Source organism: Amycolatopsis pretoriensis, assembly GCF_900107925.1.
Classification (GTDB): domain Bacteria; phylum Actinomycetota; class Actinomycetes; order Mycobacteriales; family Pseudonocardiaceae; genus Amycolatopsis; species Amycolatopsis pretoriensis.
In genome coordinates this window covers 299,731-325,175 of record NZ_FNUJ01000004.1, presented here as the reverse complement: position 1 = coordinate 325,175, position 25,445 = coordinate 299,731, and the positions used below count along the sequence as shown (strand labels likewise).

The following is a 25,445-nucleotide window of genomic DNA, read 5'->3' as shown; positions in this document are numbered from 1 at the left end:
GCCGGGAGCAGCATGCCGGGACGCCTCGGCGCCCGTCAAGAATAAATCCTAAATTAAGATTTCACGGGGTATGCTCGGCCGATGAGCTACCGGTGGGAGATCACAGCAAGCGTCCTGCGCCAAGGCGTCATCGGCATCGTGCGCACCCACGACGCCGAGTCGGCGGTCTCCGCGGCCCGCGCCGCGCTCGAAGCCGGGCTGCGGTCCCTCGAACTGCCGCTCACCAACCCCGGCGCGCTCGACGCCATCGCCGGGCTCGCCGCCGCCTACCCGGACGCGACCATCGGCGCGGGCACCGTCCTCGACGAGGCTTCAGCCGTGCTCGCCATCCGCGCCGGCGCCCGGTTCCTCGTGTCACCGTCGGTGGACGCCGGCGTCATCCGTACCGCTCACCGGTACGGGGCCGCCGCCCTGCCCGGGGCCGGTTCCGTCACCGAGATCGTGCGCGCACTCGAAGAAGGTGCCGACGCCGTCAAGGTTTTCCCCGCGTCCGCGCTGACGCCGTCGTGGGTCAAGGACGTGCGGGCGGCGCTCCCGCAGGCGCCGCTCGTGCCCACCGGCGGCATCGGGCCCGCCGACGTGCCAGGCTGGCTGGCAGCGGGCGCGGTGGCCTGCGGGGTCGGCTCGGCGCTGACCCGCGGCACCACCGCGGACATCTCCGCCCGGGTCGAGACGCTGTTGAGGAGCGCGCATGGCTGAGCTGGTCTTCGTCGGGTGCTACACCGGGGAAGCGGGGAACGGCACGGGGATCACGACGTTCTCCCGGTCCGCCACCGGCTCGTTGACGGAAGTGGCCTCGCTGCCGCTGGAGTCGCCGTCGTGGCTGGTGCGGCACCCGTCGCTGCCGGTGCTGTACGCGGTGAACGAGACGGCTGCCGGCTCGGTGACAGCGCTCTCCTTCGACGATTCCGGCAAGCTGTCGGTCCTCGGCACGGCCGAGACGGGCGGCGCGCACCCGTGCCACCTCGCGGTCACCGCGGACGGCCGGTTCCTGTTGTGCGCCAACTACACCGGCGGCAGCCTGGCCGTGTTCTCACTGTCGCCGTCCGGTTCCATCGAGGCGCGGACCGCGCTGGTCCAGCACGAGGGCAGCGGCCCGGACACCGATCGCCAGGAAGCCGCGCACGTCCACATGGCCGTCCCTTCAGCCGACGGGACGGTGGTGAGCGCGGTCGACCTCGGCACCGACGAGATCCGCAGCTACACACTGGCTCCCGACGGTTCGGTCGAGCTGTTGGCCGTGTCGGCCCTCCCGCCGGGCACGGGCCCGCGCCAGCTGGTCCGCCGTCCGGGCACGGACCTGGCGTACGTCGTCGGGGAGCTGGCCGGAACTGTCGTGACGGTCCGCGAGAGTTCGCCGGGCGCGTTCGACGTGGTGTCGGTCACGCCGTCGACGCTGTCTCCGGTGACGCCAAACCTGGTCGCCCACCTGGAGCTGACCGGCACGCGCATGTACGTGTCGAACCGCGGCCCGGACTGCGTGACGGAGTTCGCCCTGGACGACGCGGCCGCGGTGACCGACCAGCCGTGCGGCGCGAACCCGAGGCACTTCGCCCTGGTGGACGGCACGTGTTACGTCGCGGCCCAGTCGGCGGACGCGATCACGGCGTTCAGGCTGACGGCTTCGGGGGATGCGGAGCTGACGTCTTATCCGACGGGCTCGCCGACCTTCGTGCTGCCGGTCTGAGGGAAGTCCAAAGCGGACTCTTCCGCCGTACCCAACGTATAGCGCACCCCGGGGCTTGCGGCAAGACCCAGTGCACCCTGCAGAATCAGCGCACTGATCAACGACCTGGGGGTATGCGCGAATGCGTGTTCTGCTTTCCACCTACGGCTCCCGCGGCGACGTCGAGCCGCTGGCGGCGTTCGCGGTGCGGCTGAAGGAACTGGGCGCCGACGTGAAGGTGTGCGCGCCGCCGGATGAGGACTTCGTGCGGCGGCTCGCTGCCGTCGATGTGCCGCTCGTGCCGATTGGGCCGTCGGCGCGTGAGCTGACGAAGGCCGCGCCGGCGCCGGCTTCGCTGCCCGAACGGGCCGCGCAACTGATCGCGGCCCAGTTCGACGTCATGCCGGCGGCCGCCGAGGACTGCGATGTCCTGGTGGCCACCGGCATGATGCCGACCGCGGCCGGGGCGCTGTCGGTCGCCGAACTGGTCGGCATCCCGGCGCAGTACGTGGCGTTCCAGAAGCTGTCGCTGCCGTCGCCGCACCACGCGCCGCTGGCCTACCCCGGGCGGCCGCACCCGGCGGGCGTCACCGACAACCGGGCGCTCTGGGACGTCGACCGCGAGAGCATGAACGTGCTGTTCGGGCCGGGGCTGAACGCGAGCCGGACCGCGCACGGCCTGCCCGCCGTGGACGACGTCCGCGACCTCGTCGTCGGGAAGCGGCCGTGGCTGGCGACCGACCGGGTCCTCGACCCGTGGGAACCGGCCGCGGGCCTCGACGTCGTCCAGACCGGCGCGTGGATCGTGCCGGACGAGCGGCCGCTGCCCGACGACCTCGCGGCGTTCCTGGCCGACGGCGAGCCGCCCGTGTACGTCGGGTTCGGCAGCATGCCGATGCACGCGGCGGCCGACGTCGCCGAGGTGGCCGTCGCGGCGGTGCGGGCGCACGGCCGGCGCCTGGTGCTCAAGCGCGGCTGGGCGGGCCTGACCGTCGACGGCGACGACGTCTTCCTCGTCGACGAGGTCAACCACCAGGCGCTGTTCCCCCGGATGGCGGCGGTCGTGCACCACGGCGGCGCCGGGACCACGACGACGGCCGCGCGCGCCGGCGTCCCGCAGGTGGTCGTGCCGCAGGCCACCGACCAGCCGTACTGGGCGGGCCGGGTCGCGGCCTTGGGCGCCGGCGTCGCCCACGACGGCCCGGTGCCGACGATCGAGTCCCTGACGGCGGCACTCGGGACGGCCCTGGCCGCGAAGGACCGCGCCGCCGAAGTGGCGGCGCTCGTCAGCACCGACGGCACCGTGGCGGCCGCGAAGCTGCTACTCGGATCGGTGTAGGACGACGACGTCCGCGTCGTGGTCCGCGGTCCAGTCGAAGGGGAGACCCGCGTACTTCAGGTGGGCGCCTGAGTACCGGGTCCCCTTCTCGTCCACATAGGACGAAGAAGGGCACACGTCGAGACGCACGCGCGACGAGCGTCCCGGCACCAGTGGTGCGCCGGTCAGCTCGCCGGTGTTCCACGCCAGCACCACCACGGTGTCGCCGTCTTCCGAGGTGTACTGGGTCGCGTCGGCCAGGACCCGGGCGACGCCGTGGTGGACGACGTCCCGGATCGACTTGTACACAGCCACCAGCGAAGCCGCCTCCGCGTGCTGCTCGGGCGCCCACTTCGAGAGGTCCGCGCCGATGCCGAGGACCCCGGCCATCGCCGTGACGAACCGGAACCGCAGCGAACGCGGCCGCGGGTCGAAGACGCCCGGGGAGTCCGTCACCCACGAGCTCATCAGGTGCGGCGCGTGCATCAGCAGGAAGCCGTCCTGGATCGCCAGCCGGTCCAGCGGTCCGGTGTTGTCGCTCGGCCAGACGACGTCGGTGCGCGCGACCGTCGCCAGGTCCGTCCGGCCGCCGCCGCCCGCGCACGCCTCGATCGTGACGTGCGGGTGGGCGGCGCGCAGGTGGTCCAGCACCGCCAGGTAGCCGGCGACGTGCTCGGCGTCGAGGTCCGCGTCCGGCGAGCCCGGGCGGCCGCGTTCGGTGGGCGGGCGGTTCATGTCCCACTTCAGGTACGAGATCGGGTACGCCGTCAGCAGCGCGTCCAAAGTGGACTTCACGAAGGCGACGACCTCGGGCAGGCCCAGGTCCAGCAGGAGCTGGTTGCGGATCAGCGTCTGCGGGCGGCCCTCGATCCGGTACACCCAGTCCGGGTGCTCGGCGTACAGCCGCGACTTCGGGCTCACCGCCTCCGGCTCGACCCACAGGCCGAACTCCAGGCCCAGCTCCCGCACCGAGTCGACGAACTCGCCGAACGCCTCCTCCGCCGGGGTCCAGTCCCCGAGGCCGCCGGTGTCGTCGTCGCGGCCGGTGAACCAGCCGTCGTCGACCACGAACAGCTCGACGCCGAGGTCGGCCGCCCGCTTGGCCAGTTCCAGCTGGTGCTCGCTCCGGACGTCGAAGCCCGTTGCCTCCCAGGAGTTGTAGAGCACCGGACGCGGGCGCCGCCACCGGGAGCCGGCCAGCACGCGGTCGTAGTCGTGCCACACCGAGGCCAGCCCGGCGAGTCCGTCCACACTGGACGCCAGTGCGACCGCGGGCGTCACCAGGGAGGTACCCGGCTGCAGCAGCACCGGACCCGGTGAAGGCAACCGCCCGGCCCGGACGCGCGTCAGCCCCGACGGCTCGACGTCCGCCTCGATCGACCACGATCCCGGCCACTCCAGGGAAACGCCGAACGCCGGTCCGCCGGAGGAATCCTGAACCGCCAGCCACGGCACGTGCGCGTGACCCGGGACGCCGAACCGGCTTTCCATCCGGAACCCACCGGCGGGCAGGTCCACCGTGCGGCGCGTGAACTCCTGCGACCACTGGCCGGTCAGGTACGTCAGCCGGGCGCCGGACACCGTCGGCACGCACACACCCGCCGAGCCCAGCCGGTCGAACTCCAGCGTCGACGAGCCGGTGTTCTCGAACTCGACCCACCGGGTCAGGACGTCCGTCTCGGGCACCGGCCGGTAGCACAGCACCGCGCGCAGCCCGGCGACCTCGTCCACAAAGGTCACTCGCAGGTCGTCGTCCGAGGACGCCGATTCGAACCGCCACCACGAACCGCCGCGCACCGAGACGTCCGCACCGGAGAACGGGCGCAGGCCCAGCGGCGCGTACTCCACCGGGGCCGCGTCGACGTCGGTGATGAAGTGCACCGACCCCGCGTTCGTGAACACCGACGGCCCGTCTTCGATCCCGTGTGGACCCCAGGCCTTCAATTCGAGCCAGCGCTCGGTGGAGTCCAGTGCCACGGTGTACGAAGTGGACTTCATGGTCACGGTCCACGTCACTTGATCGCCCCGATCGCCAAGCCCGAGATGAAGTGCTTCTGGAACCGCAGGAACACGGCCACGGTCGGCACGGCCGCGATGACCGACCCCGCCGCGATCACGTTCCAGTTGGACACGTACTGCCCCTGCAGGCCGAGCAGCGCGGGCGTCACCGGCATCACGGTCCCGGTGCGCAGCACGGTGATCGACCACAGCAGGTCGTTGAACGTCCAGGTGAACGCCAGCGCGCCGAGCGCCGCCAGCGCCGGGCGGGTCATCGGCAGGATGATCCGCCAGAAGATCTGCGCGACGCCGGCGCCGTCGATCAGCGCCGCCTGCTGGATCTCGCCCGGGATCGAGCGCATGAACCCCTGCAGCACGAACGTGTAGAAGCCGAGCCCGAACCCGACCTGCACGACGATCAGCGCCGTCAGCGTGTCGTAGATGCCCAGCAGCTCGGCCAGCTTCGCGACCGGCACGAGCAGGATCTGCGGTGGCAGCAGGTTCCCGGCCAGCATCACCAGGATGATCGTGCGGCGGAACGGGATGTCGTACCGGCTCAGCGCGAACGCCGCCGCCGAGCTGAGCAGGAGCGCGAGCAGCACGGTCGGGATCGTCACGAGCAGGCTGTTCAGCATCGCGTGCCCGCCACCGCCCTCACCCCACGCCTGCCCGAAGCCGTCCAGGCTGAACGACGCCGGCAGCGCGCCGAGCCCGTTCGACGCGATGTCCGAAAAGGACCGGACGCTCGTGGTCAGCACCAGCAGGATGGGCAGCAGCCACAGCACCGCGAGGCCGCCCGCGAGCAGGTGGAAGCCGAAAGTCCGGGCCCTCACGAGTCATCCTCCCGGAACGCGCGCACGAGGTAGGTCACGATCACGCCGAACGCCAGCACGAAGATCACCACGGCCAGCGCGGACGCGTAGCCGAGGCGCAGCGACTGGAACGCCGTCGAGTACATGTACGTGCTGAGCACTTCGGACGAGTGGTACGGCCCGCCCTTCGTCATCGACCAGATCACGTCGAACGACCGCAGCGAGTCGATGATGATCACCGACAGGACGACGGAGTTGACGCTGCGCAGCTGGGGCCACGTCACGTTGCGGAACTGCTGCCACGCCGTGGCACCGTCCAATTTGGCCGCTTCGTACAGCGCCGGGTCGATTCCCTTCAGGCCGGCCAGGTACAGCACCATCACGTACCCGAGCTGCCGCCACAGTGCCGGGACGAGCACCGCGTACAGCGCCGTCTTCGGGTCGGCGAGCCAGGCGTGCTGCCAGCTGCCGAGCCCGATCGCGCCGAGGACCTTGTTGAAGACCCCGTCCGGCTGGTAGATCACCTGCCAGATCAGCGAAGTCGCGACCAGCGAGAACACCACGGGCGTGAACAGCGCGGCCCGGTAGAACCTGACGCCTTTCCGCTCCCGCTGCAACAGCGTCGCCAGCGCGAGCCCGCCGACGGCCGAAAGGCCGCCGAAGAGCACGAGCCAGATCACCGTGTCGAGCGCGGCGGTCTTGAAGATGTCGTCGGAGAACATCTCGGCGAAGTTCCCCAGGCCGACGAACGTGGGCGCCGAGACGCCGTCCCAGTTCGTCAGCGCCAGGTAGAAGCCCTGCAGTGCGGGCCAGAACACCCAGAACCCCTCGACGACGAGGGGAACCAGGACGAACGCCAGCAGCACCGGCGAGAACCCCCGACGGCGTTTTCGGGCCGGCGCGGCCGTCCGAGGTCGTTGCGCGGTCAGCACCGCCATGTCAGGACTGCCAGACCTTCTGCGCGGCGGTCTGCCAGTCGCTCAGGATCGAGTCGAGCTCGTTCGGCTTCTGGATGAACCGGATCAGCGCGGCGTCCGCGGTCGGCTGCAGCGCGTCGGAGGAGTCGCGGTTGAAGAACTGCGTGATCTCCCTGGCGTCCGCGAGCATCTTGCGTCCCTTTTGGACCAGCGGAGTTCCGTTGTCCTTGGCGGAAGGGTTGGTCGGCAGGACCGTGCCGGAGGAGTTCTTGATGTAGAGCTCCTGCGCCTCGGCCGTCGCGACGTACTTGAACCACTCCTTGACCTCGGCGACGTGCGGGGTGCGCGCGCTGGCGAAGAAGCCGTCGGTCGGGCCTTCCTCGGCGACCGGCACCGCCGGGTCGAGGATCGGGAACTGGAAGAAGTCGAGGTCGTCGAGCGCGTCCTTCGGGGCGGCGTCGGCGAAGAACGTGCCGGTCAGGACCATGCCGGTGCGGCCCTGCAGCAGCACGGTGGTGGCGTCCTGGAACGCGATCGCGGTGCCGTTGGGGTCGAAGTACGGCAGGGCCTGGCGCCAGGGGTCGAAGATCTTCTTGACGCGCGGGTCGTCGAAGCGCTGCTTGCCGGCCAGCAGCTCGCGGTGGAAGGGCGCGCCGTTGATGCGGATGTTCAGGTAGTCGAACCACGCCGACGCGGTCCACGGCGTGTTGCCGCCCGCGCCGAGCCCGATCGGCGCGATTCCCTTGCCCTTCAACGTCTCGCAGAGCGCGAGGAACTCGGTCCAGTTGGTCGGCGGCCGCACGCCCCACTTGGCGAAGTTGGACTTGCGGTAGAAGAAGCCCCACCAGTAGTAGGACGTCGGGATGAAGACCTGGTGCCCGGCGCCGTCGCCGGAGAGCGCGCGGAACGCGGCGCTGTAGTCGCCCATGGTCTGCCAGACGTCGCCGACGTCGAGGAGCAAACCCTTGCGCGCGTAGCCGGACAGCAGCGAACCCGGGTACCACGTGAAGGTGTCCGGCGGGTTGGCCGCGGTCAGGTAGCTGGGCAGCTGGGTGCGGAAGGTCTCCGACGCGACGGTGTTGACGGTCGCCGTCGCGCCGCCCTTCGCGCCGAAGGCCTGGGCCAGCGCTTCGATCGCCTTCTTCGCCTCGGGCGAGGACAGGTTCGACTGGACGGTGACCGCGCCGGCGGCCTGCTTGACCGGGCCGGAGTTCGCGGAGGTGGCGCAGGCGGCGAGGAAGCTGGACGACCCGATCGCGCCCAGGCCGGCCAGGCTCGCGTTGCGCAGGAAACGACGGCGGGACAGGCCTGCACTCGTCATGTCGTGACCCCTTTGTCTGTGGCGCCCGCTCGGGCGTGACTGCTGCCAAAGAGTGCAACCGGGCGCCGCCGGTGTCAAGATGTATTCATAATTTATGACGACTTCGGTCGCAGCGTAGGATGGCTCCGATCACGAACCGCCAGGCGAGAGGGCCCTCCATTGACCGAACACCGGCCACGCGGGCTGCACGGCCAGACCGTGGAGGCACTGGCCAGCCGGATCCTCTCCGACGAGTGGGGCGAGGGCACCGTCCTGGACCTGCCCGCGCTGCGCGAAGAGCTCGACATCAGCCTGACCGCGCTGCGCGAGGCGCTGAAGGTGCTGGCCGCGAAGGGGATGATCGACGCGCGGCAGAAGCGCGGCACGTTCGTCCAGCCGCGCGAGAAGTGGAACATGCTCGACGCCGACGTCATGCGCTGGCAGACCGCGGCCGCCGACGACCCGGGCCTGCTCGACGAGCTGACCGAGGTCCGCGCGGTCGTCGAGCCGGCCGCGGCGCGGATCGCGGCCGAGCGGGCGTCCGACGAGGACCTCGAGTCGCTGCGGGAGGCGCTGGCCGACATGGCCGCGGCGGGCGACGACGCCGAGGCGAGCGTCCAGGCCGACCTGGCCTTCCACCGGCGGCTGATGACCGCCACCCACAACAACTTCCTGATGCGGATGGAACGGATCATCGCGATCGGGCTGGCCGAGCGCGACAAGCTCGTGCACGGGGCGTCGGCGGCGGAGGACCCGGTGCCGAGCCACCGCAAGGTGTTCGACGCGATCGTCGCCGGCGACCCGACGGCCGCCGAGCAGGCGATGCTGGCGCTCGTCACGAAGTCCCGCGACGACCTGGAGAAGGCTCAGCGCAAACCTGCACGAGGGTAACTCGTCGAGTAACAAAGTTGCATTTGAATCAGGCTTTGAGTCGTGCCGTAATGGGTTCATGACTGACGTTCTGAACACGATGGTGCAAGCGGCTTCGGAAGCCGGACAGGCTTTGCTGGCTTCGTTCGACCCGGCGAGCCGGCCGGCGGACCGGGCCGCGATGTACGAACTCGGCACGAAGCTCGAGGCGACGTCCACGGAAATCGTGCGGTCGGCGCTCGACGGCGTCGACGGCGTGGGCTGGTGGGACGAGGACGAGAGCGGCCGGGTCGTGCCGGCCGGGCGGTGGTGGGTGGTCGACGGCACCGAGGGCGCGGTCAACCACGTGCACGGGCTGCCCGAGTGGGGCGTGACGATCACGCTGGTCGCGGACGGGCAGCCGGAGCTGACGGTCGTCCGCCAGCCGATCGGCGACCTGACCTACACGGCCGCACGCGGGCAGGGCGCGTTCCTCAACGGGTCGCGCCTGCACGTGTCGGCCAAGACGGATCTGTCGGCCGCCGCGGTGACGGCGAGCCAGGCGGGCAGCTCCCCGGCGGTCTTCACGCGGTTCGCGGCCGCTTTCACCGCCATGGCTTCGCAGGCGTTGCTGGTGCGCAACACGATTCCGACGACGTTCCCGTTGCTGGGTCTGGCTTCCGGCCAGTACGACGTGTTCTGGCAGTACGAACCCGACCTGCCCGGCAGCGCGGCCGGCTCCTTGCTGGCTCTTGAGGCGGGCGCGGTCGTTTCGGACCTGGCGGGTGGCGCTTGGGACGTCAACTCGGCCGACATCCTCGTCGCCGCACCGGGTTTGCACGCCGCGGCGCTGGAGGTGCTGAAGTGAGCCGGGTGGCGGTGCTCGGCGCGTCGGGCGCGGTGGGCAGTGAACTGGTGAAGCAGGCGCTCGAACGCGGGCACGAGGTGGTGGCCATCAGCCGGAACCCGGCGCCGTCGTCGACCGACGGGCTGACCACGGTCGCGGCCGACGTCCACGACGCCGCCGGGATCGCGGAGGCGTTGCGGGGCAACGAGATCGTGCTCGACGCGCTGGGGTTGCGGAAGGGCGACCCACCGGGGGTCCTGACGGCGGGGGCTCGCGCGGTGGTGGCCGCGGGACCGTCGCGGGCGGTGTCGGTCGGCGCGCTCGGCACCGGACCGTCGGCCTCGGCGGCCGACTGGTTGAGCCGGACCGTGGTCGCGCGGCTGCTGAAGGCCGAACTGCCGGACAAGGTGGCCGCGGACACGGCGATCCTCGGCATGGGCGGCACGGTGGTCCACGTGGGCCCGATGAAGAGCGGACCACTGAGCCCCGGCCGGCGTTCCGTGCGGCTGGACTCGATGCCTCGCCGGCTGTTCCCGCCGATGATCAGCCACGCGACCGTGGCGGCGGCCATGCTCGACGCGGCCGAGGACGGCCCCCGCGGTGAAGTCCTGGTGGCCCTCCCCAAGTGAGCCCGGTGCGAGTGGGCGGCCGGCTCGCCGGATGACATGAAAGGGTCGTTCACCTCGCCAGATGACATGAAAGAGTCGTTCATGTCATTCGGGCGAGGTCGGCTCCGCGACTCGGCCGCTCGCCAGCACGTCGGTCACCGCGGTGCGGCAGTGGGCGCGCAACCACGCGTGGGCCGGGTCGGTGTCGTAACGGCTGTGCCAGCTCAGCACCACCGGTGCGCTCGGCGGGTCGAACGGCAGTTCCACCGCACTCAACCCGGCGTCGGCGCGGGCCTGGGCCGTGGACCGCTCGGCCATCACCCCCACGACGTCGCTGTGCGCGATCGCCTGCAACGCCAGGGCCGCCGTCGGGAGCGCCGCCACCACCCGGCGGCGCAACCCCACCTCCGCCAGCACCTTGTCGACGCCGTCGCGCAGCCGGCCGCGCCGCGACACGATCACGTGCTCCGCCGCCGCGAACTCCTCGATGTCCAGCTCGCGCCCGGCGCGCGTGACCAGCACCAGCCGGTCCGCACCCACCACGAGATGGCTGATTTCCGGCGACGACGGCACCGTCGCCCCGAGCTCCAGGTCCACGTGCCCGCGCGCCAGGTCGGGCGTGTCCACCGGGGCCTCCGCCAGCAACCGCAGGCTCATCCCGGGTGCTTCCGCCGACGCCGTGCGCAGCAACGCCGGGAACAACGCCGCCAGCAGCGCGTCGTGGCCCTGGATGGTGAACGTGCGCCGCAGCGTCGCCGGGTCGACCGTGCGGGCCGGGGCCAGCACCCGGTTCGCGCGCGCCACCAGCGTGCGGACCTCGTCGCGCATCGCCAGCGCGCGCGGGGTCGGGGTCATCGTGCGGCCGGTGCGCACCAGGATGTCGTCGCCGGTCGTCGCCCGGATCCGGGCCAGCGTGCGGCTCATCGCCGGCGGGGTGAGGTGCAGCCGGTCGGCCGCCGCCTGCACGGAGTTCTCCTCCAGCAACGCGTCCAACGCCGTCAGCAGGTTCAGGTCCACCTGCACGACAGTAACGAATCAGGTGCCGTCGAGTGCGTTCTGGAGCATGCGCGAAGCCGCCGCGCGCGGGGCCGGGTCGATCGCGATCAGCGCGTTGACGACGGCGCCGTCGACCAGGGCGATCAGCCGTTCGAGTTCGTCGGCGGGAACCGGCGTGCCCGAGCGGGCGAAGATCTCCGTCAGCAGCTCGTTGAGCTGCGCCGACAACGTCCGCATCAACGGCCGCAGGTACGGCCGGCGGCCGGTCGCGACCAGCCGCTCGTACCGCAGCAGCACCGCCTCCGCGTCCGCCTCCGGGTCGTCGGTCTCCGGCCCCAGCAGCATCTCCAGCACCAGCTCGACGGTCGCCTGGACACCCCGGTTGCGCGTCGCCAGCTCCTCGAGCCGGCGGCGGCCGGTCTCCAGCTCACCGTGCCCGTGGTGCTCGACGGCCGCCGCGACCAGGTCTTCCAGCGAGTCGAAGTAGTACGTCGTCGACGCGAGCGGCAGGCCCGCGCGCTCGGCGACCGCCCGGTGCCGGACGGCGTCGAACCCGCCCTCGACGAGCAGCTTCGCGGCGGCCTCGACGAGCGCGGCGCGCCGTCGTTCCCCTTTGGGAGTGGCTGCGGCGGTCATGACCGGTCATTCTGCCAACCGGGCGAACCCGGGCTCAGAAGCGGGCCGCGAGATCGTGCGCGAACGTCTCCACCTGCCCCGCGTACGGCGCCGCTGCGCCCGAAGACGGCACGCTGACCAGCACCAACTTCCCGCCGGACGCCGTCGCCACCTCGGCCGTGACCGTGCCGGCCGGCTGGGACTTGAAGACCACGGGGAGGCCCTTCGGGTACACCGCCGCGGCGACCTCGCCGCCCGGCACGGCCGGGGTACCGGCGACGTGGCCGGGGAGCTCGCCAGCGAGGGCGATGGCGAGCTCCCCGTCCACCTCTTCGCACCCGGAGGCGCCTTCGGCCAGCTGGCCGGTCTTCCCGCCCTGGTCACCTCCCTGCCGAGGTGGTTCGGACGAGAAGTTCGGTGACTCCCCACCGATCTCAGGACGTGCCGGGCTGATTCCCGGTTGCCCCGAGCCCGGCGCGGATCGCGACGACATCGCGCCGTCGCCCGCGGCCGTCATCGACTCGGGAGTACCCCCGGACAGCAGCCCGTATGCGCCGAAGCCGACGACCACCAGCGCCGCGGCGCTCACCCCGGCGGTGATCCGGTTGCGGCGCCGCACGGTCTGGCGGTGGGACTCGCGGACGACGTCGTCCTGCGTGAAGCCCGGTTCGGGCGCGTCCGGCGGCGCGGCGGAGAACAACGAGCGCAGCTCCTGCTCATCCATTGGTCTCCACCTCCCGCTCCAGGACCTGCCTGAGGTTCGCCAGCCCGCGCGCGGTCTGGCTCTTCACGTTGCCTTCGCTGCAGCCCAGCGCCTTCGCAGCACCGGTCACGTCGAGTCCTTCGAAGAACCGCATGACCAGCACCGCCCGCTGCTTGGGCGGCACTTCCTTCAACGCCGCGAGCAGGTCTTCCCTGGTCGCGACGAGCTCGTCGAGGCCCGGTGTGTCGTCGGCCGGCTCGGGCAGCGTCTCGGTCTGCCACTCACGCCGCCACGGACGTCGCGATTCGTCGATCGACGCCCGGACGAGCGTCTTGCGGACGTACGCGTCGGTCGCCGCGGGATCCCTGATCTTCTTCCACCTCCGGTGCAGCGCGACGAACGCCGTCTGCGCGAGGTCGTCCGCCCGGTGCCAGTCGCCGCAGAGCATGTACGCGGTCCGGCGCACGGCGTCCCGCCTGGCGGCGAAGTACTCCGCGAACTCCTCCTCGTCGCGCTGGTCCACGCGCAGTCGTGCTCCGCTCTGTTGTCGTCGGTGGGTAGGACGGAAGCAAGGGCGTCCACGGTTGCACGGACTGCAGGGGTTCGACCACTCAAGGGCTGATTGATCCCCGCCGGGTGGGTGTGATGTGATCACTCCGTGACCTTCACGCTGCCGCCGCTGGACTTCCGCTCCGACACCGTCACCCGTCCGGATGACACGATGCGCGCGGCCATGGCGTCCGCCGAGGTCGGGGACAACGTCCTCGAACGCGACCCGACCGTCCAGGAGCTGGAAGAACGCGCGGCGCACGTGCTGGGCATGCCGGCCGCGCTGTGGGTGCCGAGCGGGACCATGGCGAACCTCGTCGCGCTGAGCCTCCACCTGCAGCGGGGCGACCGGTTCCTCGCCACGCGGGGCGCCCACGTGCTGTCCAACGAGCTGGGCTCGGCGGCGTGGCTGGCCGGCGGCATGCCGGACATCCTCGAGCACGACGGCGGCCCGGGCCGCCCATCGCCCGACGCCCTCGCGGCCGCGATCGGACAACCCGGACCGTACTTCACATTACGGACATCGCTGCTCTGCCTCGAGAACACGCACAACGCGGCCGGCGGCGCGGTGACCCCGCCCGACGAGCACGCCCAGCTGCTGTCCGTCGCGAAGGAAGCCGGCCTGACCGTGCACCTCGACGGCGCCCGGCTCTGGCAGGCCGCGGTCGCGCTGGAGGTGCCGCCCGCCGCGCTGACCGTCGGCGTCGACACCGTGTCGGCCTGCTTCAGCAAGGGCCTCGGCGCGCCGGTCGGCTCGGTCGTCGCGGGCAGCGTCGCGTTCGTCGAGCGGGCGCGCCGGATGCGGCAGATGCTCGGCGGCGGCGTCCGGCAGGGCGGCGTCCTGGCCGCGGCCTGCCTGGTCGCGCTGGACCGGATCCCCGAGCTGGCCGAGTCGCACGAGAACGCGCAGCGGCTCGCCGAGGGCGTGCGCGAGCACGGCTGGCCGACGAACGAGCCGGACACCAACATCGTCCTCGCCGACGTCCCGGACATCCCGACCGCGCTCGCCTGGCTCGACTCGCTCGGCATCCGCGCGGTGCCGATGGCGGGCCGGGTCCGGTTCGTCACGCACCGGGACCTGAGCGCGGCCGACGTCGAAGAAGCTTTGCGCCGGATCAAGACCGGCGCGTGACTCAACTGGGGACAACCGTGAACTGGATCGTGTTCGACTACGGCGACGTGCTGAGCAAACCGAGCCTCGCGCGCCCGGAGATGGCCGCGCTGCTGGGGGCGCCGCTGCCGGAGTTCGAGAAGGCGTACTGGGACCTCCGGATCCCGTTCGACGCCGGCTGCACGCCGCTCGAGTACTGGCAGAGCGTCGGCGACGAGCTCGGCGTGGCCGTCGACGAGGCGATGTCGGCCGAGCTGACCCGGATCGACGTCGCGGGCTGGGGCCACCTGGAGCCGTCGTCCGCGGCACTGCTCGACGCGCTGGCCGGGGCGGGCGCGAACCTGGCGCTGCTTTCGAACGCACCGGTGGTGTTCGGCGAGTGGGCCCGCGCGCAGGAGTGGGCGAGCCACTTCCGCGTGATGGTGTTCTCGGGCGACGTCCGGTGCGTCAAGCCGGACGCGAAGATCTTCCGCCTGCTGCTGGACGAGCTGGGCGCGGAGCCGGCGGACTGCCTGTTCTTCGACGACCGGCCGTCCAATGTGGACGGAGCACGGGCGGTGGGCCTGAAGGCCGAGGTGTGGAACGGCGCCGACGCGGCGCGCGCCTGGCTGGACTGACCCTCACCCGCACCGCACGACCGCCTACCGGTGGTGATCGTTCGTGGCCTAGGCTGCACGCACCCCCGACCCCGGTAGGCCGCCATGACGAGCGAACGACCGTCGGCCCGTGTCGACTTCGACCGGCCGAGCAGCGCCCGCGTCTTCGACGCCCTGATGGGCGGCAAGGACAACTACGAAGCCGACCGGGCGGCGGTGCGCGAAATCCTGGCGATCGCGCCGGAAGCTCCCGCGATGGCGCGGGAAGTGCGGCAGTGGCTCGTGCGCGCCGTGCGGTACCTGACCGAACGGCTCGGCGTCGACCAGTTCCTCGACCTCGGCTCCGGCTTGCCCACGGTCGAAAACACCCACCAGGTGGCGCAGAAGTACAACCCCGAGGCGCACGTCGTCTACGTCGACAACGACCCGGTCGTGCAGGCGCACGGCCGGGCCTTGCTCGTCGACAACGACTTCACGCACATCTCGGGCAGCGACCTGCTGCGTCCCGGCGAAACCCTCGCGGACGTGCGGCGGTTCATCGACCTCGACCGGCCGGTCGGGCTCGTGCTGTGCTCGGTCGTCCACCACATCGCGGATCTCGAGCAGGCGCGGCAGGTGGTCAAGTCCTACGTCGGCGCGCTGGCGCCGGGCTCGTACCTGATCCTGCTGCACCAGCACGACCCGGACGACGGCTCCGAAGCGGCCGGCGTCGCGACCGCGTTGGAAAGGCGGTTCAGCGGCACCGGGCTCGACACGCGCTACCGCACGCGGGCCGAAATCGCGTCGTTCTTCGACGGCCTCGACCTGCTCGAGCCCGGGTTGACCGCGCCGCACCTCTGGTGGCCGGACGGGCCGCGCCTGGCGCCGCTGACGCCGGTCAACTGGACGTCACTGGGCGGCGTGGCGCGGATCCCCTAGTAGCGGTTGATCCGGCGCGGGTCCTTGCGGCCACCGGTGATGGCCTTGTAGCCGGCCGCGCCGAGGAACGCGATGCCGCCGATGATGGCGATCCACAGGACGGCCTTGAACACGAAGCCGATCACGGCGCCCAGCACCATGAACGCCACCCAGGCGACGATCAGGCCGCCGACGATCTTCCAGAACATGGCTTCCTCCGATTGCTCCCGTGGCCCCTCCGGCCTGATGCCTCCACTGTGGCACCCCGGCCGGGGAAACTCCCCTCAGCGAGCCAACGTTCAGGGATGAATCAGGGTTCCCCCTGGCGCAGCCACCCGCCGAGCCGCCGGACGCCTTCGTCGATGTCCTCGGCGCTGCCGGCGAAGGAGAACCGGACGTACTTGCCGCCGTCGACCGGGTCGAAGTCGACGCCGGGCGTGATGGCGAGGCCGGTGTCGGCGAGCAGCCGCTGGCACCAGCTCAGGCTGTCCTCGGTGTACGCGCTGACGTCGGCGTACGCGTAGAAGGCGCCGTCGGCGGGGGCGAGCTTGTCGAGGCCGATGCCCTTGAGCCCGGCGAAGAGCCGGTCGCGGTTGGCGCGGTAGTGCTCGACGTGCGCGTCGGCCTCCGCGTACGCCTCCGGCGTGAAGGCGGCGAGGGCCGCGTACTGCGAAACCGCGGGCGGGCAGATGGTGAAGTTCCCGGTCAGGACGTCGACCGCGCGGTGCAGCCGCTGCGGCACCAGCATCCAGCCGAGCCGCCAGCCGGTCATCGCGAAGTACTTCGAGAAGCTGCCGAGCACGAGCGGCTCGCGCCCGAACTGCCACGCGCAGTCGAGCTCGGCACCGTAGGAGATGCCGTGGTAGATCTCGTCGCTGATCAGCTGGACCCCGTGCGACGAGCACCAGCCGGTGATCGCGGCGAGTTCCCCGGGCGGCAGCACGGTCCCGGTGGGGTTGCTCGGGCTGGCGACGATCAGCCCGTCGATCGGCCCGAGCTCGTCGAGCAGCTGCACGGTGGGCTGGAAGTTCGTCTCGGCGGTGGTCGCGAACTCGACGACCTCGCAGCCGAGCACCGACAGCAGGTTCCGGTAGGCGGGGTAGCCGGGCCGCGCCATCGCGACCTTGGCACCGGGGTCGAAGGCGCTGAGGAAGGCCAGCAGGAACCCGCCGGACGACCCGGTGGTCATGACGACGTCCCGCGCGGCGACGTCCAGGCCGTACTTCCCCCGGTAGTGCCCGGCGACGGCCTCGCGCAGCTCGGGGATGCCGAGCTGTTCGGTGTAGCCGAGAGTGCTGTCTTGCAGAGCTTTTTGCGCGGCTTCGAGCACGGGCTTCGGCGCGGGAGCGGAGGGCTGCCCGGCGGCGAGCGACACGAGATCGCCGTGACTGCGCTGCCGCGCGCCCGCCGCGGAGAGGACGTCCATGACGTGGAAGGGCGGCACACCGGCCCGCAGCGCGGGACCCGCCTCGAGGTCGGCCATGGGGCCAGGCTAGTAGCCCTGGTAGGCACCCCCGTGGGCCATGGCCTTGATGCCGGGCACGTTGCCGAGGCCGCCGTAGCGGTCGTAGGAGTACCGGACGCCCGCGATGATGTTGTCGACCGGGTTGTAGATGTTGTCGTGGCCGGGCAGCTTGTGGGCGTTGAACGTCGAGTCGATGCACTGCATGAGCCCCTTGGACGGGTGCCCCGCGGCGGCATTGGAATTGCCCGTCAGGAAGAGGTGATCACCTTCCTGGGCCGTCCACGTGCCCAGTTCCGTCGTCACGCACCACACGTCGGCCCGCCCGGCGGCTTCCTTGCGCAGGAAGGCGCCGGTGACGATCGGGTTGTTCAGGTGCACGGCGAACTCGGCCTGCCAGGATTCCGGCTGGTTCGCCCGCTCCACCGGGAGCACGCGCGGCCGCGATCCGGACAGGTAGCCGGCCAGCGCGATCGCCTCGAGGACGGCACCGGGTGCCTGGTAGACGACCACCTGCGGTTCGGAGTAGCCGGGCCGCAGGTACCGGGTGCCCTCGGCGTCGATGATCGCTTCGAGCCACGCCGCGCGCTGGCCGTCGGACATCGCCAGCACCTGCGTGACGGCGTCGGACTTGGGGTTCCCCGCCCGCGCCAGCAGGTCCTGGGCGTAGTCGTGGTCCAGCCGGAACTGGTGCCGGGGTCCGCACCCGCCGCGGTCGTCGACGTACACCGCGTGCGGCACGCCGTCGAGGAGCTCGCGGATCTTCGCCACCATCTCGGGCTTCGACTGCGCGATGGACATGGTCGGGCGGTGCCGCCGGGTCTCGACGTGGCCGTCACCGGCGATCCACCCGAGGATCGCCGCTTCGGTCTCGCTGACGTCCAGCGTCGACCCGGTCGCGGCGGGCGCCGACAGGAGGATCCGGTCGCGCGAGCGGATTTCGCCGGTCGTGACGAAGCTGGGCTCGGTCTCGTACCGGTTCTCCTGCTTCGGCGAAACGACGCCGTGCTTCTTGCGCCGGTGGACCGCGATGCCGTTCTCCGGCTGGTGCTCCGCACGCGGTTCCCAGCCGCACTCGGGGCATACCACGGGCAGGCCGGTGCGCCGGACGTGCACCCGCGGCAGGTTGAGCCAGCGGTGGTTCGGCGTCGTGGTCGCCTCCCAGCGGGAGTTGCCCAGCCGGACCAGCTCGGCGTTCTCGTGGTGGACGACCCGGGTGATCCGCGTCCACTCGCTGCGTCCCGTGGCCGGGTTGAAGCCGATCGTCTCGTCGCCGACCTCGACCGCGTCGTGCTTGAGGAAGCCGCGCCGGGTCAGGATCTGCGTGTCCAGGGGCACGCAGTCCCAGTTGTTGATGGCGTTGGGATTCCCGCCCGACTCGTGCTGGATGATCGCCCAGATGTTGGGGATGTCGGCGTCCGTCACCGGGACGCCGGCGGCCTGCAAGGCCTTGATGGCCTCCTGGATCCACTGCTGCACGTTCCCCGGGGGCGGGGACGACGGCGGGCCGCCGCTCGGGCCGAGGCCGCCGCCTCCGCCACCGCCGCCTCCTCCGCCGCCACCGCCACCGCCGTGGTGGGAGGCGCCGTTGCTGTGGATGCCGCCGGTGCTCTGCGGGGCCGCGGGGGTGCTGGCCGGGAGCGGGACCTGGTCGTAGCCGCCCTCGATCTGCTGGGACATCAGCTTCTGCGACGCCTTGATCGCTGTGTCGGCCTGGGTCTGCAGGCCCGCCACGTCACCGTCGAAGCCCGCGGTGATGTCGTGGATGTCGGTCGCGGCCTTCGCCTTGATGTCCGCGGAACTCTGGGCGGGGGCCGGCTTGTTCGGGTCCTGCGCGTGCGCCGCGGCTGCCCGGTCCGCCGCGTCCATCGCGGTCTGGGCCTGCTGGTTGCGGGCGTTGACCGCCTTCTCGGCGCCGTCCTGCTTGTCCTGGACGCTCTTCTTGATCTGCGCGAGGCTCGCCTGCAGGTCGTCGAGGTCCTTGGCGACGTCTTCGAGGTGGGTCTGCACCTTGGTGCCGGCGTCGCGGACCTGGCGGACGTAGGTGAAGAACTGGTCGGCGGCCGGCCCGGCCCAGACTTTCGCGTCCAGCGAATCGGTGGACGTCTTCAGCGACGCGTTGTGGTCGCCCGCGTTCTTGCCCGCCTCGCGGAACTGCGTTGCCGCGTCGGTGATTTTCTGCAGGTCGACCTTTTCGACCTGCTGGACCTTCTTGAGGAAAGCGTCCCAATTGTCCGGCGTTCCGGCGCCGACCCCGTTCAAGCCCACTTTCGTGCCCCCTGCTCAGTTCACTTGTCGACGTGGAGGGTCAGGTCGCTCGCGCCGACCTGGTCGGTTTCGGCGATCAGCCCGGCGGCTTTGCGCATGGCGAACCCCAGCGCCTCCATGTGCTTGCCCGCGGCGTCGAACTGGCTGTGCACGCCGTCCTTGAACTTGCCGACCGCGCCGTGCGCGTCGCCCGTCTCGTCCATCCCGCCGAAGGGGCTTTCCTTCTCGTGGTCCAGGCCGGTGACCTTGTGCTTGGACTTCTCGAACTCGTCCTTCAGCTTCTCCACCTGGCCGGCCGCGATGGCCATCGATTCGGTGTCGTAGACAGGCACGGCTCGTCATCCCCTTCGGAAACTCGTATCCGCCCGATCAGACGTCGCCGTGACCGGGACGGTTCCCGCGCTTACTTTATGACTTCCCGAGGGGCGCGCGTACGGATCCCGGGCAACTTCCACCCGGCGGGGCTCAGGCCTCCGCCAGCAGCTCGCGGATCCGCGTCGCGAGCAGGGCGTTGTCGGCCGGGGTCACGGTGGCCCACTCGCGGCCTTCGCGGTCCGACACCACCTGGAACAGGTACCGGCCGGCGTCGGTGTCGAAGAACGCCACCACGCGGCCCGCGCGGTGGACGACGCCGTCGCGGCCGACGCGCTCCGCGCCGAACTGGCCGCGGGCTTCCTGGCCCAGCAGCATCCCCGACAGCTCCTGGGCGTGGAACAGTTCGACGCCGCGGTCTTCCAACGCCGTGACCAGCGCTTTCGCGTCACCCTTCGCCGCCGAATCGGCCGTCCGGAGGACGTCGTAGGGGATGCTGACCGTCTGGCCGATGCCCGGGCCCAGGTCGCCCGCCACCGAGACCGCCGTCTCGGCGAGGCCGTCTTCGGTCGCCGGGATGAGCCAGACCTCGCCGTGGTCCACCACCGCGAGGACCGCCTGGCCGCGGGCGCTCACCGCGCGGCCGCGGATCTCGCGCTCGGCCCACACCCAGACGTCGATGCCGTACTGCGGGCGGGCCAGCAGGTGCAGCTGGTCGGCCACCTCGCCGGTCACCCGGCGGTTGCGGGCCAGGCGCCGCTCACCCAGCGACGCCCACGCCGCGTCCACCAGCTCCCGCCGCTCGCCGTGGGTGGTTCCCTCGCTCGGCACGTCCAGCGCGACGTGGCGGCGGGGCAGTTCGAGCGACTCCCAGAGCACGTCGAACTCGTGCGCGGACAGCACCAGCGACACGGTCAGCGCCCGTCCCCTTCGTGGTCGCCGATGACGTCGGGCGAGACCATCCGCTGGTCGGCGAACAGGTCCTGGTCGTCGACGCCGAAGCGGCGGACGTGCTCGGCGTCGTCCTCGCGCGGCGCCGCCTCGTTGAGGAACTTCGCCTCGCCGGGCTTCTGCTTCGGGCTGATCTGCTCCGACTTCCGCAGGGCCGCGGCCTCTTCCTCGGGCAGCTCGCCGACCGGCAGCGGCCGCACCGGGCCCTTCGCCGGGCCCTTTTCGCGCCGCTGGCGCTCCTTGTCGCCGCTCAGCGCGCCACCGGCCGCGCCCGCGCCGATCGCCGCCGCGCCCGCGCCGATTTCGCCGGGGGTCGCGCCGGGCTTGACCGTGAACCCGCGTTCGGCGGTGAACTGGCCGGGCGGGAGCGGCGGCTGCGGCATCGACCCCACCGTGCGGCCCTTGGCCAGCAGCCCGTCCGCGCCGCGGCCGGCCGAGCTGTCGAGGCCGGTCGAGCCGCCGGACGCGCCCCCGCCGCCGAGCGACTTGATCGGCGCCGTCGCCGGGGACGAGCCGGGCGGCAGGGAGCCGGGCGCACCCGGCGGGACGAACTGGTCACCGCCGGCACCGACCGAGAGGCCGGGCGAGAAGTGGGTGGAGTCGCCGGACGCGGTGCCGCGGCCCGGGGCGTTGACCCAGCCGGGCGCGGGCGTCGACGTCGGCGGCTTGACACCCGCCGGGGTCGTCGACGACGACGGTGTCGTGTGCTGGGCGGCCGGCGCGGTCACCGAGCCGGTCTGGCGCGGCGGCTGCGCGACGGGCCGGGACGGCTGCTGCGCCGCGACGCCGTAGACCGGGGTCGGCGGGTCGGCGTGGACCGGGTGCGACACCGGCTGCGCCACCGGCGGATCGACGTGCACCGAGCGGACCTTGTCCGAAGCGGGTTTCACGCCGCCGTCCGGCGTCACCGCGACGGCGGCGCCCGCGACGTCCAGCACGCCTGGCGCGATACCGGGCGCGGCCAGCTTCAGCGACTCGGGGTCGGACAGCGACTGCGTCGAAAGCAGGTTCGTGCCGCTTTCCTGCGCGTACTCGTTGAGCGCCTGCTTCGCCTGCTCCTTCGCGTTGTTCGCGGCCTCGACCTGACGCGCGTGGTCGGTCTCGAAGCCGATCAGGGACAGCAGCAGGCCGTCGGTGAGCGTGTAGCCGCCCGCACCCTTCCGGACGGTCTCGGCGTCCGGCAGCTTGTACTTGGTGCGGTTGAAGGACTCGCCCTGCTCGAACACCATTTCGGCGGCGTGCGCGACCTTCGTCGTGGCGTCCTGGGAGAACCCGGCCTGCTCGGTCAGCACCTGGCCGGCCGCACCGCCCGCCTGGCTCTGCCATTCGACGCCGAGCTTCAGCAGCTGCGCGCGCAGCGTCTGGTCGGTGTGGGCGAGGGCGGTCGCGACGGCCTTCAGCGCGTCGACGGCCGTGCCGATGCTGCCGGTGCCGTCGCCGTTGACCATCCGCGTGATCTGGTCGGCGATCGCGGTGTTGGTCCAGCCGTCGAACCGGTGGTTCTGGATGCCGGCCGCGAGCTCGGAGAATTCCACGCGCCCTCCCTAGTTGCGTGCTTTCAAGGACTGCAACGCGATGTCGGCGGCGTGCACCGACATCTCGCACAGCTGCGGCTGCGTGAGCTGGCCGCGGGTGATGGCGAAGGTCTGGACGGCCATCGTCTGGCCGCGCGCGACGCCGACGAGCGCCTCGCAGTCGGCGGGGTCGCCGGCCGCGCGGTAGTTCGTCAGCGCCGGGTAGCCGCCGATCGTCTTCGGCTCGGTGGTCATGCTGTTCTTCTTGCGGGCGCCGGTGATCCACTCGCCGAGGTCCGCCGTCACGGCCCGGACGTGGTAGGCGTGCACCGGCTCGGCGCCGTCGGCGTCGAACACGCACGTCGGCCCGTCGGAGGACGGTCCTTCGCGCGGGGTGCTGGTGATCTTCAGCGCGTCGAGCTGCACCTGCGGGAAGAGCTCGCACAGGTTGACGCCCTGCAGCGGCAGGTCGGCCGGGCGCTGTGGCAGCTGGGCCGCCTTGGCGCTCTGCGACGCCGCTGTCGCGGCTGTCTCGACCGGGTACGGGGTGCCTTCGGTGCCCGCCGAGCAGCCGGCGAGCGCCGCCGTCGCGAGCACGCCCCCGGTGATCCGCAGCGTCCGGCTACGCACCGTGCTTGCCGCGGTCACCGAACACTGCCGCCTTCTCCTCGTCGCTGACCTTGTAGTCCTTCGCGGCGTCACGCAGCTGCGAGACGAGGCGCTTCAGACCGGCGACGTACTCGCGGACCTGGCCCGCGTAGGAGCGGTCGCCGTCGGCGATGAGGGAGTTCCAGGCCTCGATGGACTGGGTGCTGATCACGTCGGCCGACGGCGCGTCGATCCGCAGCAGGCCGAGCTTGGTCAGCAGCTGGTCTTCGAGGGCATTGGCCTGTTCTTCGACGATCCGGGCGACGTCGAGCAGCTTGTCCGGGTGGACCAGGACGTCCGCGGCGGCCGGAGCCACGGGGACGGCCGGGCTGAGGTCGTACGAGGGTCCTGACATGCTCTCCCCTGACGTCATGCGGACAGTGACCGGCCGACTTCCCGTCGAGGTTACCAACCCACGTGTAGCGATGGCCTGAGGTTGGACGAAGACCGGAGGCCCCCGGTTCCGCCCGTCAGGCGCGCTGTTTCGCCGGGGCGCCGACCTCGCCGTTCGCCGCCTTGAGGGCGATGTCCGTGCGGTGGTGCGAGCCCGCGAGGTGGATCTTCTCGACGGTCTCGTACGCGTGCTTGCGCGCCGACTTGAGCGTCTTGCCGGTGCCGACGACCGAGAGCACGCGGCCGCCGGAGGAGACCACGGCGCCGTCGTCGCGGCGGCGGGTGCCCGCGTGCAGCACGCCTTCCAGCTCGGCGCCGCCGATGACGTCGCCGGTGCGCGGCTTGCCGGGGTAGCCGTCGGCGGCGATCACGACGGTGACCGCGGCGCCGCCCGCCCACTCCAGCGGCGGGTGCTCGGCGAGCTTGCCGGTGGCGGTGGCGTGCATCAGCCCGGCGATGGGGCTGCGCAGCAGGGCCAGCACGACCTGCGTCTCCGGGTCGCCGAAGCGGCAGTTGAACTCGATGACCTGCGGGCCCTCGGACGTCAGCGCGAGCCCGGCGTAGAGCAGGCCGGAGAACGACGCGCCCCGGTTCACCAGCTCGTCGGCGACCGGCTGGACGACCCGCTCGACCAGCTCCTCGACCAGGTTTTCGGGCGCCCAGGGCAGCGGCGCGTAGGCACCCATGCCGCCGGTGTTCGGGCCGGCGTCGTCGTCGCCGACGCGTTTGAAGTCCTGAGCCGGCAGCAGCGGGACGACGGTGTTGCCGTCGACAAAGCAGAAGAGCGAGGCCTCCGGACCGTCCAAAAAGGACTCCAGGAGGACGGGGTGGCCGCCGTCGAGCAGCATGATGGCGTGCTTGCGCGCGACGTCGTAGTCGGTCGTGACGACGACGCCCTTGCCGGCGGCGAGGCCGTCGTCCTTGACCACCCAGGTCGGGCCGAAGCGGCTGAGCGCGGCGTCGAGGCGGGCCGGGTTGTCGACCACCTCGCTGCGCGCGGTCGGCACGTTCGCGGCGGCCATGACGTCCTTAGCGAACGCCTTCGAGCCTTCGATGCGAGCGGCGGCGGCCGAGGGCCCGAAGCAGGCGATGCCCGCCTTGCGGACGGCGTCGGCGACCCCGGCGACGAGCGGAACTTCCGGCCCGACGACGACGAGATCGGCCTGCCAGCTCTTGGCGAGCGCGGCGACGGCCTCGGGCTCGGCGGCATCGACGCCGAGCTGCTCGGCCACGGCGGCGGTCCCGGCGTTGCCGGGCGCGCAGGCCAGCGCGGTGACCGTGGGGTCACCGGAGGCCGCGAGGACGAGGGCATGCTCACGGGCGCCGGAGCCGATTACCAGTACGCGCACGCCGCACAGCGTATCCGGCCGGTCCCGCGCCGGACATTTCGCCGTCGGTCGGCACGGCGGGTGAGGACGGTCGCGCCGAGGGTGACGGGCGACGGCCAGGCAGGGAGGAGCCGGACATTCCGCCGCCGGCCGCGCCGGACGGGGAGGCGGCCGACGGGCTTGTCCACAAGTCGCCACCGGTGTGGACAACTCGGCTTCCGGCCCCGGCGATCCGGGAGTTTCGTCGGAGGGCGCCGATACGCTGGAAGCGGGGGTTCCCCCAGGGAGGGCGGGCTGCTGTGCCGGCGGGCTGCTGTGCCGGCGGGCTGCTGTGCCGGCGGGCTGCTGTGCCGGCGGGCTGCTGTGCCGGCGGGCTGCTGTGCCGGCGGGCTGCTGTGCCGGCGGGCTGCTGTGCCGGCGGGCTGCTGTGCCGGCGGGCTGCTGTGCCGGCGGGCTGCCGCACGGGCAGGCGGCTGCGCGAGCGGGGCAGCTCGTGGGGACCGGCCGCCCGCAGCGCGAGCGCCCGCCAACCCGGCCGCTCGGCCCCCGCTCACCCAAGCGAGAGGGCAGCGCGAGAGCAAGTCCGGCCCGCCGGCGCGACTTTGCCGGAGCCCCGGACCCCGAACCCCGCCCAAGGACGGCAGGTGCCGCGCGAGCGCGAGCGCGCGAGACGTCATGAAAGACCCGTTCATCACACCCGGCGAAGTGAACGAGTCGTTCATGCCAACCGGGCCGCGCGAGCAGGAGTCCACGCGGCGTTCACCGTCCGGTTCGCCCGGATACGCAC

25 protein-coding genes and 2 pseudogenes are annotated in these 25,445 nt (G+C 71.8%); 9 read left to right on the top strand and 18 right to left on the bottom strand.

Features of this window, described 5'->3' with window-relative positions; all coding sequences use genetic code 11:
• Window positions 1-81 precede the first annotated feature (81 nt).
• The 3 genes from BLV96_RS19030 to BLV96_RS19020 all read left to right on the top strand — a co-directional run bounded on the left by BLV96_RS19030 (window position 82) and on the right by BLV96_RS19020 (window position 3,005).
• Entirely contained in the window at window positions 82-699 is a 618-nt protein-coding gene (locus tag BLV96_RS19030) for a bifunctional 4-hydroxy-2-oxoglutarate aldolase/2-dehydro-3-deoxy-phosphogluconate aldolase (protein WP_086675964.1), read from the top strand.
• Window positions 692-1,687: a lactonase family protein gene (locus tag BLV96_RS19025; protein WP_086675965.1), complete on the top strand. Its 996-nt coding sequence runs from the start codon at window positions 692-694 to the stop codon at window positions 1,685-1,687. The genes BLV96_RS19030 and BLV96_RS19025 overlap by 8 nt, the downstream gene beginning before the upstream one ends.
• Before the next feature lie 121 nt (window positions 1,688-1,808).
• Entirely contained in the window at window positions 1,809-3,005 is a 1,197-nt protein-coding gene (locus BLV96_RS19020; RefSeq protein ID WP_086675966.1) for a glycosyltransferase, read from the top strand.
• On the opposite strand, the gene BLV96_RS19015 is transcribed toward BLV96_RS19020, so the two are convergent.
• Genes BLV96_RS19015 through BLV96_RS19000 form a run of 4 tightly spaced genes read right to left on the bottom strand, consistent with a single transcriptional unit; the run spans window position 2,988 to window position 8,032 of the window.
• On the bottom strand, window positions 2,988-5,000 hold the full coding sequence (locus BLV96_RS19015; protein ID WP_208608265.1) for an alpha-galactosidase: 2,013 nt from the start codon (window positions 4,998-5,000) through the stop codon (window positions 2,988-2,990). The two genes, BLV96_RS19020 and BLV96_RS19015, sit on opposite strands and share 18 nt — an antisense overlap.
• A complete protein-coding gene (locus BLV96_RS19010; protein WP_086675967.1) occupies window positions 4,997-5,815 on the bottom strand; it encodes a carbohydrate ABC transporter permease in 819 nt (272 codons plus the stop codon). Before BLV96_RS19010 ends, BLV96_RS19015 begins: the two co-directional genes overlap by 4 nt.
• Window positions 5,812-6,732, bottom strand: a complete 921-nt coding sequence (locus BLV96_RS19005; protein WP_086675968.1) for a carbohydrate ABC transporter permease — start codon at window positions 6,730-6,732, stop codon at window positions 5,812-5,814. Before BLV96_RS19005 ends, BLV96_RS19010 begins: the two co-directional genes overlap by 4 nt.
• A 1-nt stretch (window position 6,733) precedes the next feature.
• Window positions 6,734-8,032 carry an ABC transporter substrate-binding protein gene (locus tag BLV96_RS19000; protein WP_086675969.1) on the bottom strand — a complete coding sequence of 433 codons (1,299 nt, stop codon included), beginning with the start codon at window positions 8,030-8,032 and terminating at the stop codon, window positions 6,734-6,736.
• Between the two features lie 159 nt (window positions 8,033-8,191).
• Here BLV96_RS19000 and BLV96_RS18995 point away from each other — a divergent pair, with 159 nt between their 5' ends.
• From BLV96_RS18995 to BLV96_RS18985, 3 genes are read left to right on the top strand one after another with little or no spacing between them, the layout of a single operon-like run.
• Window positions 8,192-8,902, top strand: a complete 711-nt coding sequence (locus BLV96_RS18995; protein WP_086675970.1) for a FadR/GntR family transcriptional regulator — start codon at window positions 8,192-8,194, stop codon at window positions 8,900-8,902.
• Between the two features lie 58 nt (window positions 8,903-8,960).
• Entirely contained in the window at window positions 8,961-9,728 is a 768-nt protein-coding gene (locus tag BLV96_RS18990) for an inositol monophosphatase family protein (RefSeq protein ID WP_086675971.1), read from the top strand.
• Window positions 9,725-10,336: an NAD(P)-dependent oxidoreductase gene (locus tag BLV96_RS18985; protein WP_086675972.1), complete on the top strand. Its 612-nt coding sequence runs from the start codon at window positions 9,725-9,727 to the stop codon at window positions 10,334-10,336. Before BLV96_RS18990 ends, BLV96_RS18985 begins: the two co-directional genes overlap by 4 nt.
• An 84-nt stretch (window positions 10,337-10,420) precedes the next feature.
• Here the strand turns inward: BLV96_RS18985 and BLV96_RS18980 are convergent, their stop codons facing one another.
• The 4 genes from BLV96_RS18980 to BLV96_RS18965 are packed head-to-tail and all read right to left on the bottom strand — an operon-like array spanning window position 10,421 to window position 13,152.
• Window positions 10,421-11,332 (bottom strand): LysR family transcriptional regulator, encoded by a 912-nt coding sequence (locus BLV96_RS18980; protein ID WP_244180313.1) that lies wholly within the window; start codon window positions 11,330-11,332, stop codon window positions 10,421-10,423.
• Between the two features lie 18 nt (window positions 11,333-11,350).
• Window positions 11,351-11,947 (bottom strand): TetR/AcrR family transcriptional regulator, encoded by a 597-nt coding sequence (locus tag BLV96_RS18975; RefSeq protein WP_086675974.1) that lies wholly within the window; start codon window positions 11,945-11,947, stop codon window positions 11,351-11,353.
• Between the two features lie 34 nt (window positions 11,948-11,981).
• Window positions 11,982-12,650 (bottom strand): hypothetical protein, encoded by a 669-nt coding sequence (locus BLV96_RS18970; protein ID WP_086675975.1) that lies wholly within the window; start codon window positions 12,648-12,650, stop codon window positions 11,982-11,984.
• Complete coding sequence (locus tag BLV96_RS18965; protein WP_086675976.1) at window positions 12,643-13,152, bottom strand: SigE family RNA polymerase sigma factor; 510 nt, start codon at window positions 13,150-13,152, stop codon at window positions 12,643-12,645. The genes BLV96_RS18970 and BLV96_RS18965 overlap by 8 nt, the downstream gene beginning before the upstream one ends.
• Before the next feature lie 135 nt (window positions 13,153-13,287).
• Between BLV96_RS18965 and BLV96_RS18960 the strand changes: the two genes are divergently transcribed.
• From BLV96_RS18960 to BLV96_RS18950, 3 genes are all read left to right on the top strand, one after another.
• The gene (locus BLV96_RS18960; protein ID WP_091389342.1) at window positions 13,288-14,310 is read left to right on the top strand and encodes a threonine aldolase family protein; all 1,023 of its coding nucleotides are present in this window, start codon (window positions 13,288-13,290) and stop codon (window positions 14,308-14,310) included.
• A 17-nt stretch (window positions 14,311-14,327) separates the two neighbouring features.
• Entirely contained in the window at window positions 14,328-14,906 is a 579-nt protein-coding gene (locus tag BLV96_RS18955) for an HAD-IA family hydrolase (RefSeq protein WP_086675977.1), read from the top strand.
• Window positions 14,907-14,990: 84 nt separating this feature from the next.
• Window positions 14,991-15,803, top strand: coding sequence for an SAM-dependent methyltransferase (locus BLV96_RS18950; protein WP_086675978.1), 813 nt, complete (start codon window positions 14,991-14,993; stop codon window positions 15,801-15,803).
• Here the strand turns inward: BLV96_RS18950 and BLV96_RS18945 are convergent.
• The 10 genes and pseudogenes from BLV96_RS18945 to purD form a co-directional block, all read right to left on the bottom strand.
• Window positions 15,800-15,991: a hypothetical protein gene (locus BLV96_RS18945; RefSeq protein WP_086675979.1), complete on the bottom strand. Its 192-nt coding sequence runs from the start codon at window positions 15,989-15,991 to the stop codon at window positions 15,800-15,802. The two genes, BLV96_RS18950 and BLV96_RS18945, sit on opposite strands and share 4 nt — an antisense overlap.
• A 101-nt stretch (window positions 15,992-16,092) precedes the next feature.
• Complete coding sequence (locus BLV96_RS18940; protein ID WP_086675980.1) at window positions 16,093-17,265, bottom strand: pyridoxal phosphate-dependent aminotransferase; 1,173 nt, start codon at window positions 17,263-17,265, stop codon at window positions 16,093-16,095.
• Window positions 17,266-17,274: 9 nt separating this feature from the next.
• A pseudogene (locus tag BLV96_RS18935) lies at window positions 17,275-17,490 on the bottom strand (transglycosylase SLT domain-containing protein); the annotation flags it as partial.
• Between the two features lie 1,761 nt (window positions 17,491-19,251).
• Window positions 19,252-19,512: pseudogene (locus tag BLV96_RS50735) on the bottom strand (WXG100 family type VII secretion target); the annotation flags it as partial.
• A 20-nt stretch (window positions 19,513-19,532) separates the two neighbouring features.
• A complete protein-coding gene (locus BLV96_RS18925) occupies window positions 19,533-19,844 on the bottom strand; it encodes a hypothetical protein (protein ID WP_086675981.1) in 312 nt (103 codons plus the stop codon).
• Window positions 19,845-19,977: 133 nt separating this feature from the next.
• Window positions 19,978-20,736, bottom strand: coding sequence for an ESX secretion-associated protein EspG (locus BLV96_RS18920; protein ID WP_086675982.1), 759 nt, complete (start codon window positions 20,734-20,736; stop codon window positions 19,978-19,980).
• A 2-nt stretch (window positions 20,737-20,738) separates the two neighbouring features.
• Window positions 20,739-22,310 (bottom strand): hypothetical protein, encoded by a 1,572-nt coding sequence (locus tag BLV96_RS18915; RefSeq protein ID WP_086675983.1) that lies wholly within the window; start codon window positions 22,308-22,310, stop codon window positions 20,739-20,741.
• A 9-nt stretch (window positions 22,311-22,319) separates the two neighbouring features.
• On the bottom strand, window positions 22,320-22,886 hold the full coding sequence (locus BLV96_RS18910; protein WP_086675992.1) for a DUF3558 family protein: 567 nt from the start codon (window positions 22,884-22,886) through the stop codon (window positions 22,320-22,322).
• Window positions 22,887-22,911: 25 nt separating this feature from the next.
• The gene (locus BLV96_RS18905) at window positions 22,912-23,292 is read right to left on the bottom strand and encodes a hypothetical protein (protein WP_208608264.1); all 381 of its coding nucleotides are present in this window, start codon (window positions 23,290-23,292) and stop codon (window positions 22,912-22,914) included.
• Window positions 23,293-23,407: 115 nt separating this feature from the next.
• Window positions 23,408-24,679, bottom strand: coding sequence for a phosphoribosylamine--glycine ligase (gene purD, locus BLV96_RS18900; RefSeq protein ID WP_086675986.1), 1,272 nt, complete (start codon window positions 24,677-24,679; stop codon window positions 23,408-23,410).
• Between the last annotated feature and the right edge of the window lie 766 nt (window positions 24,680-25,445).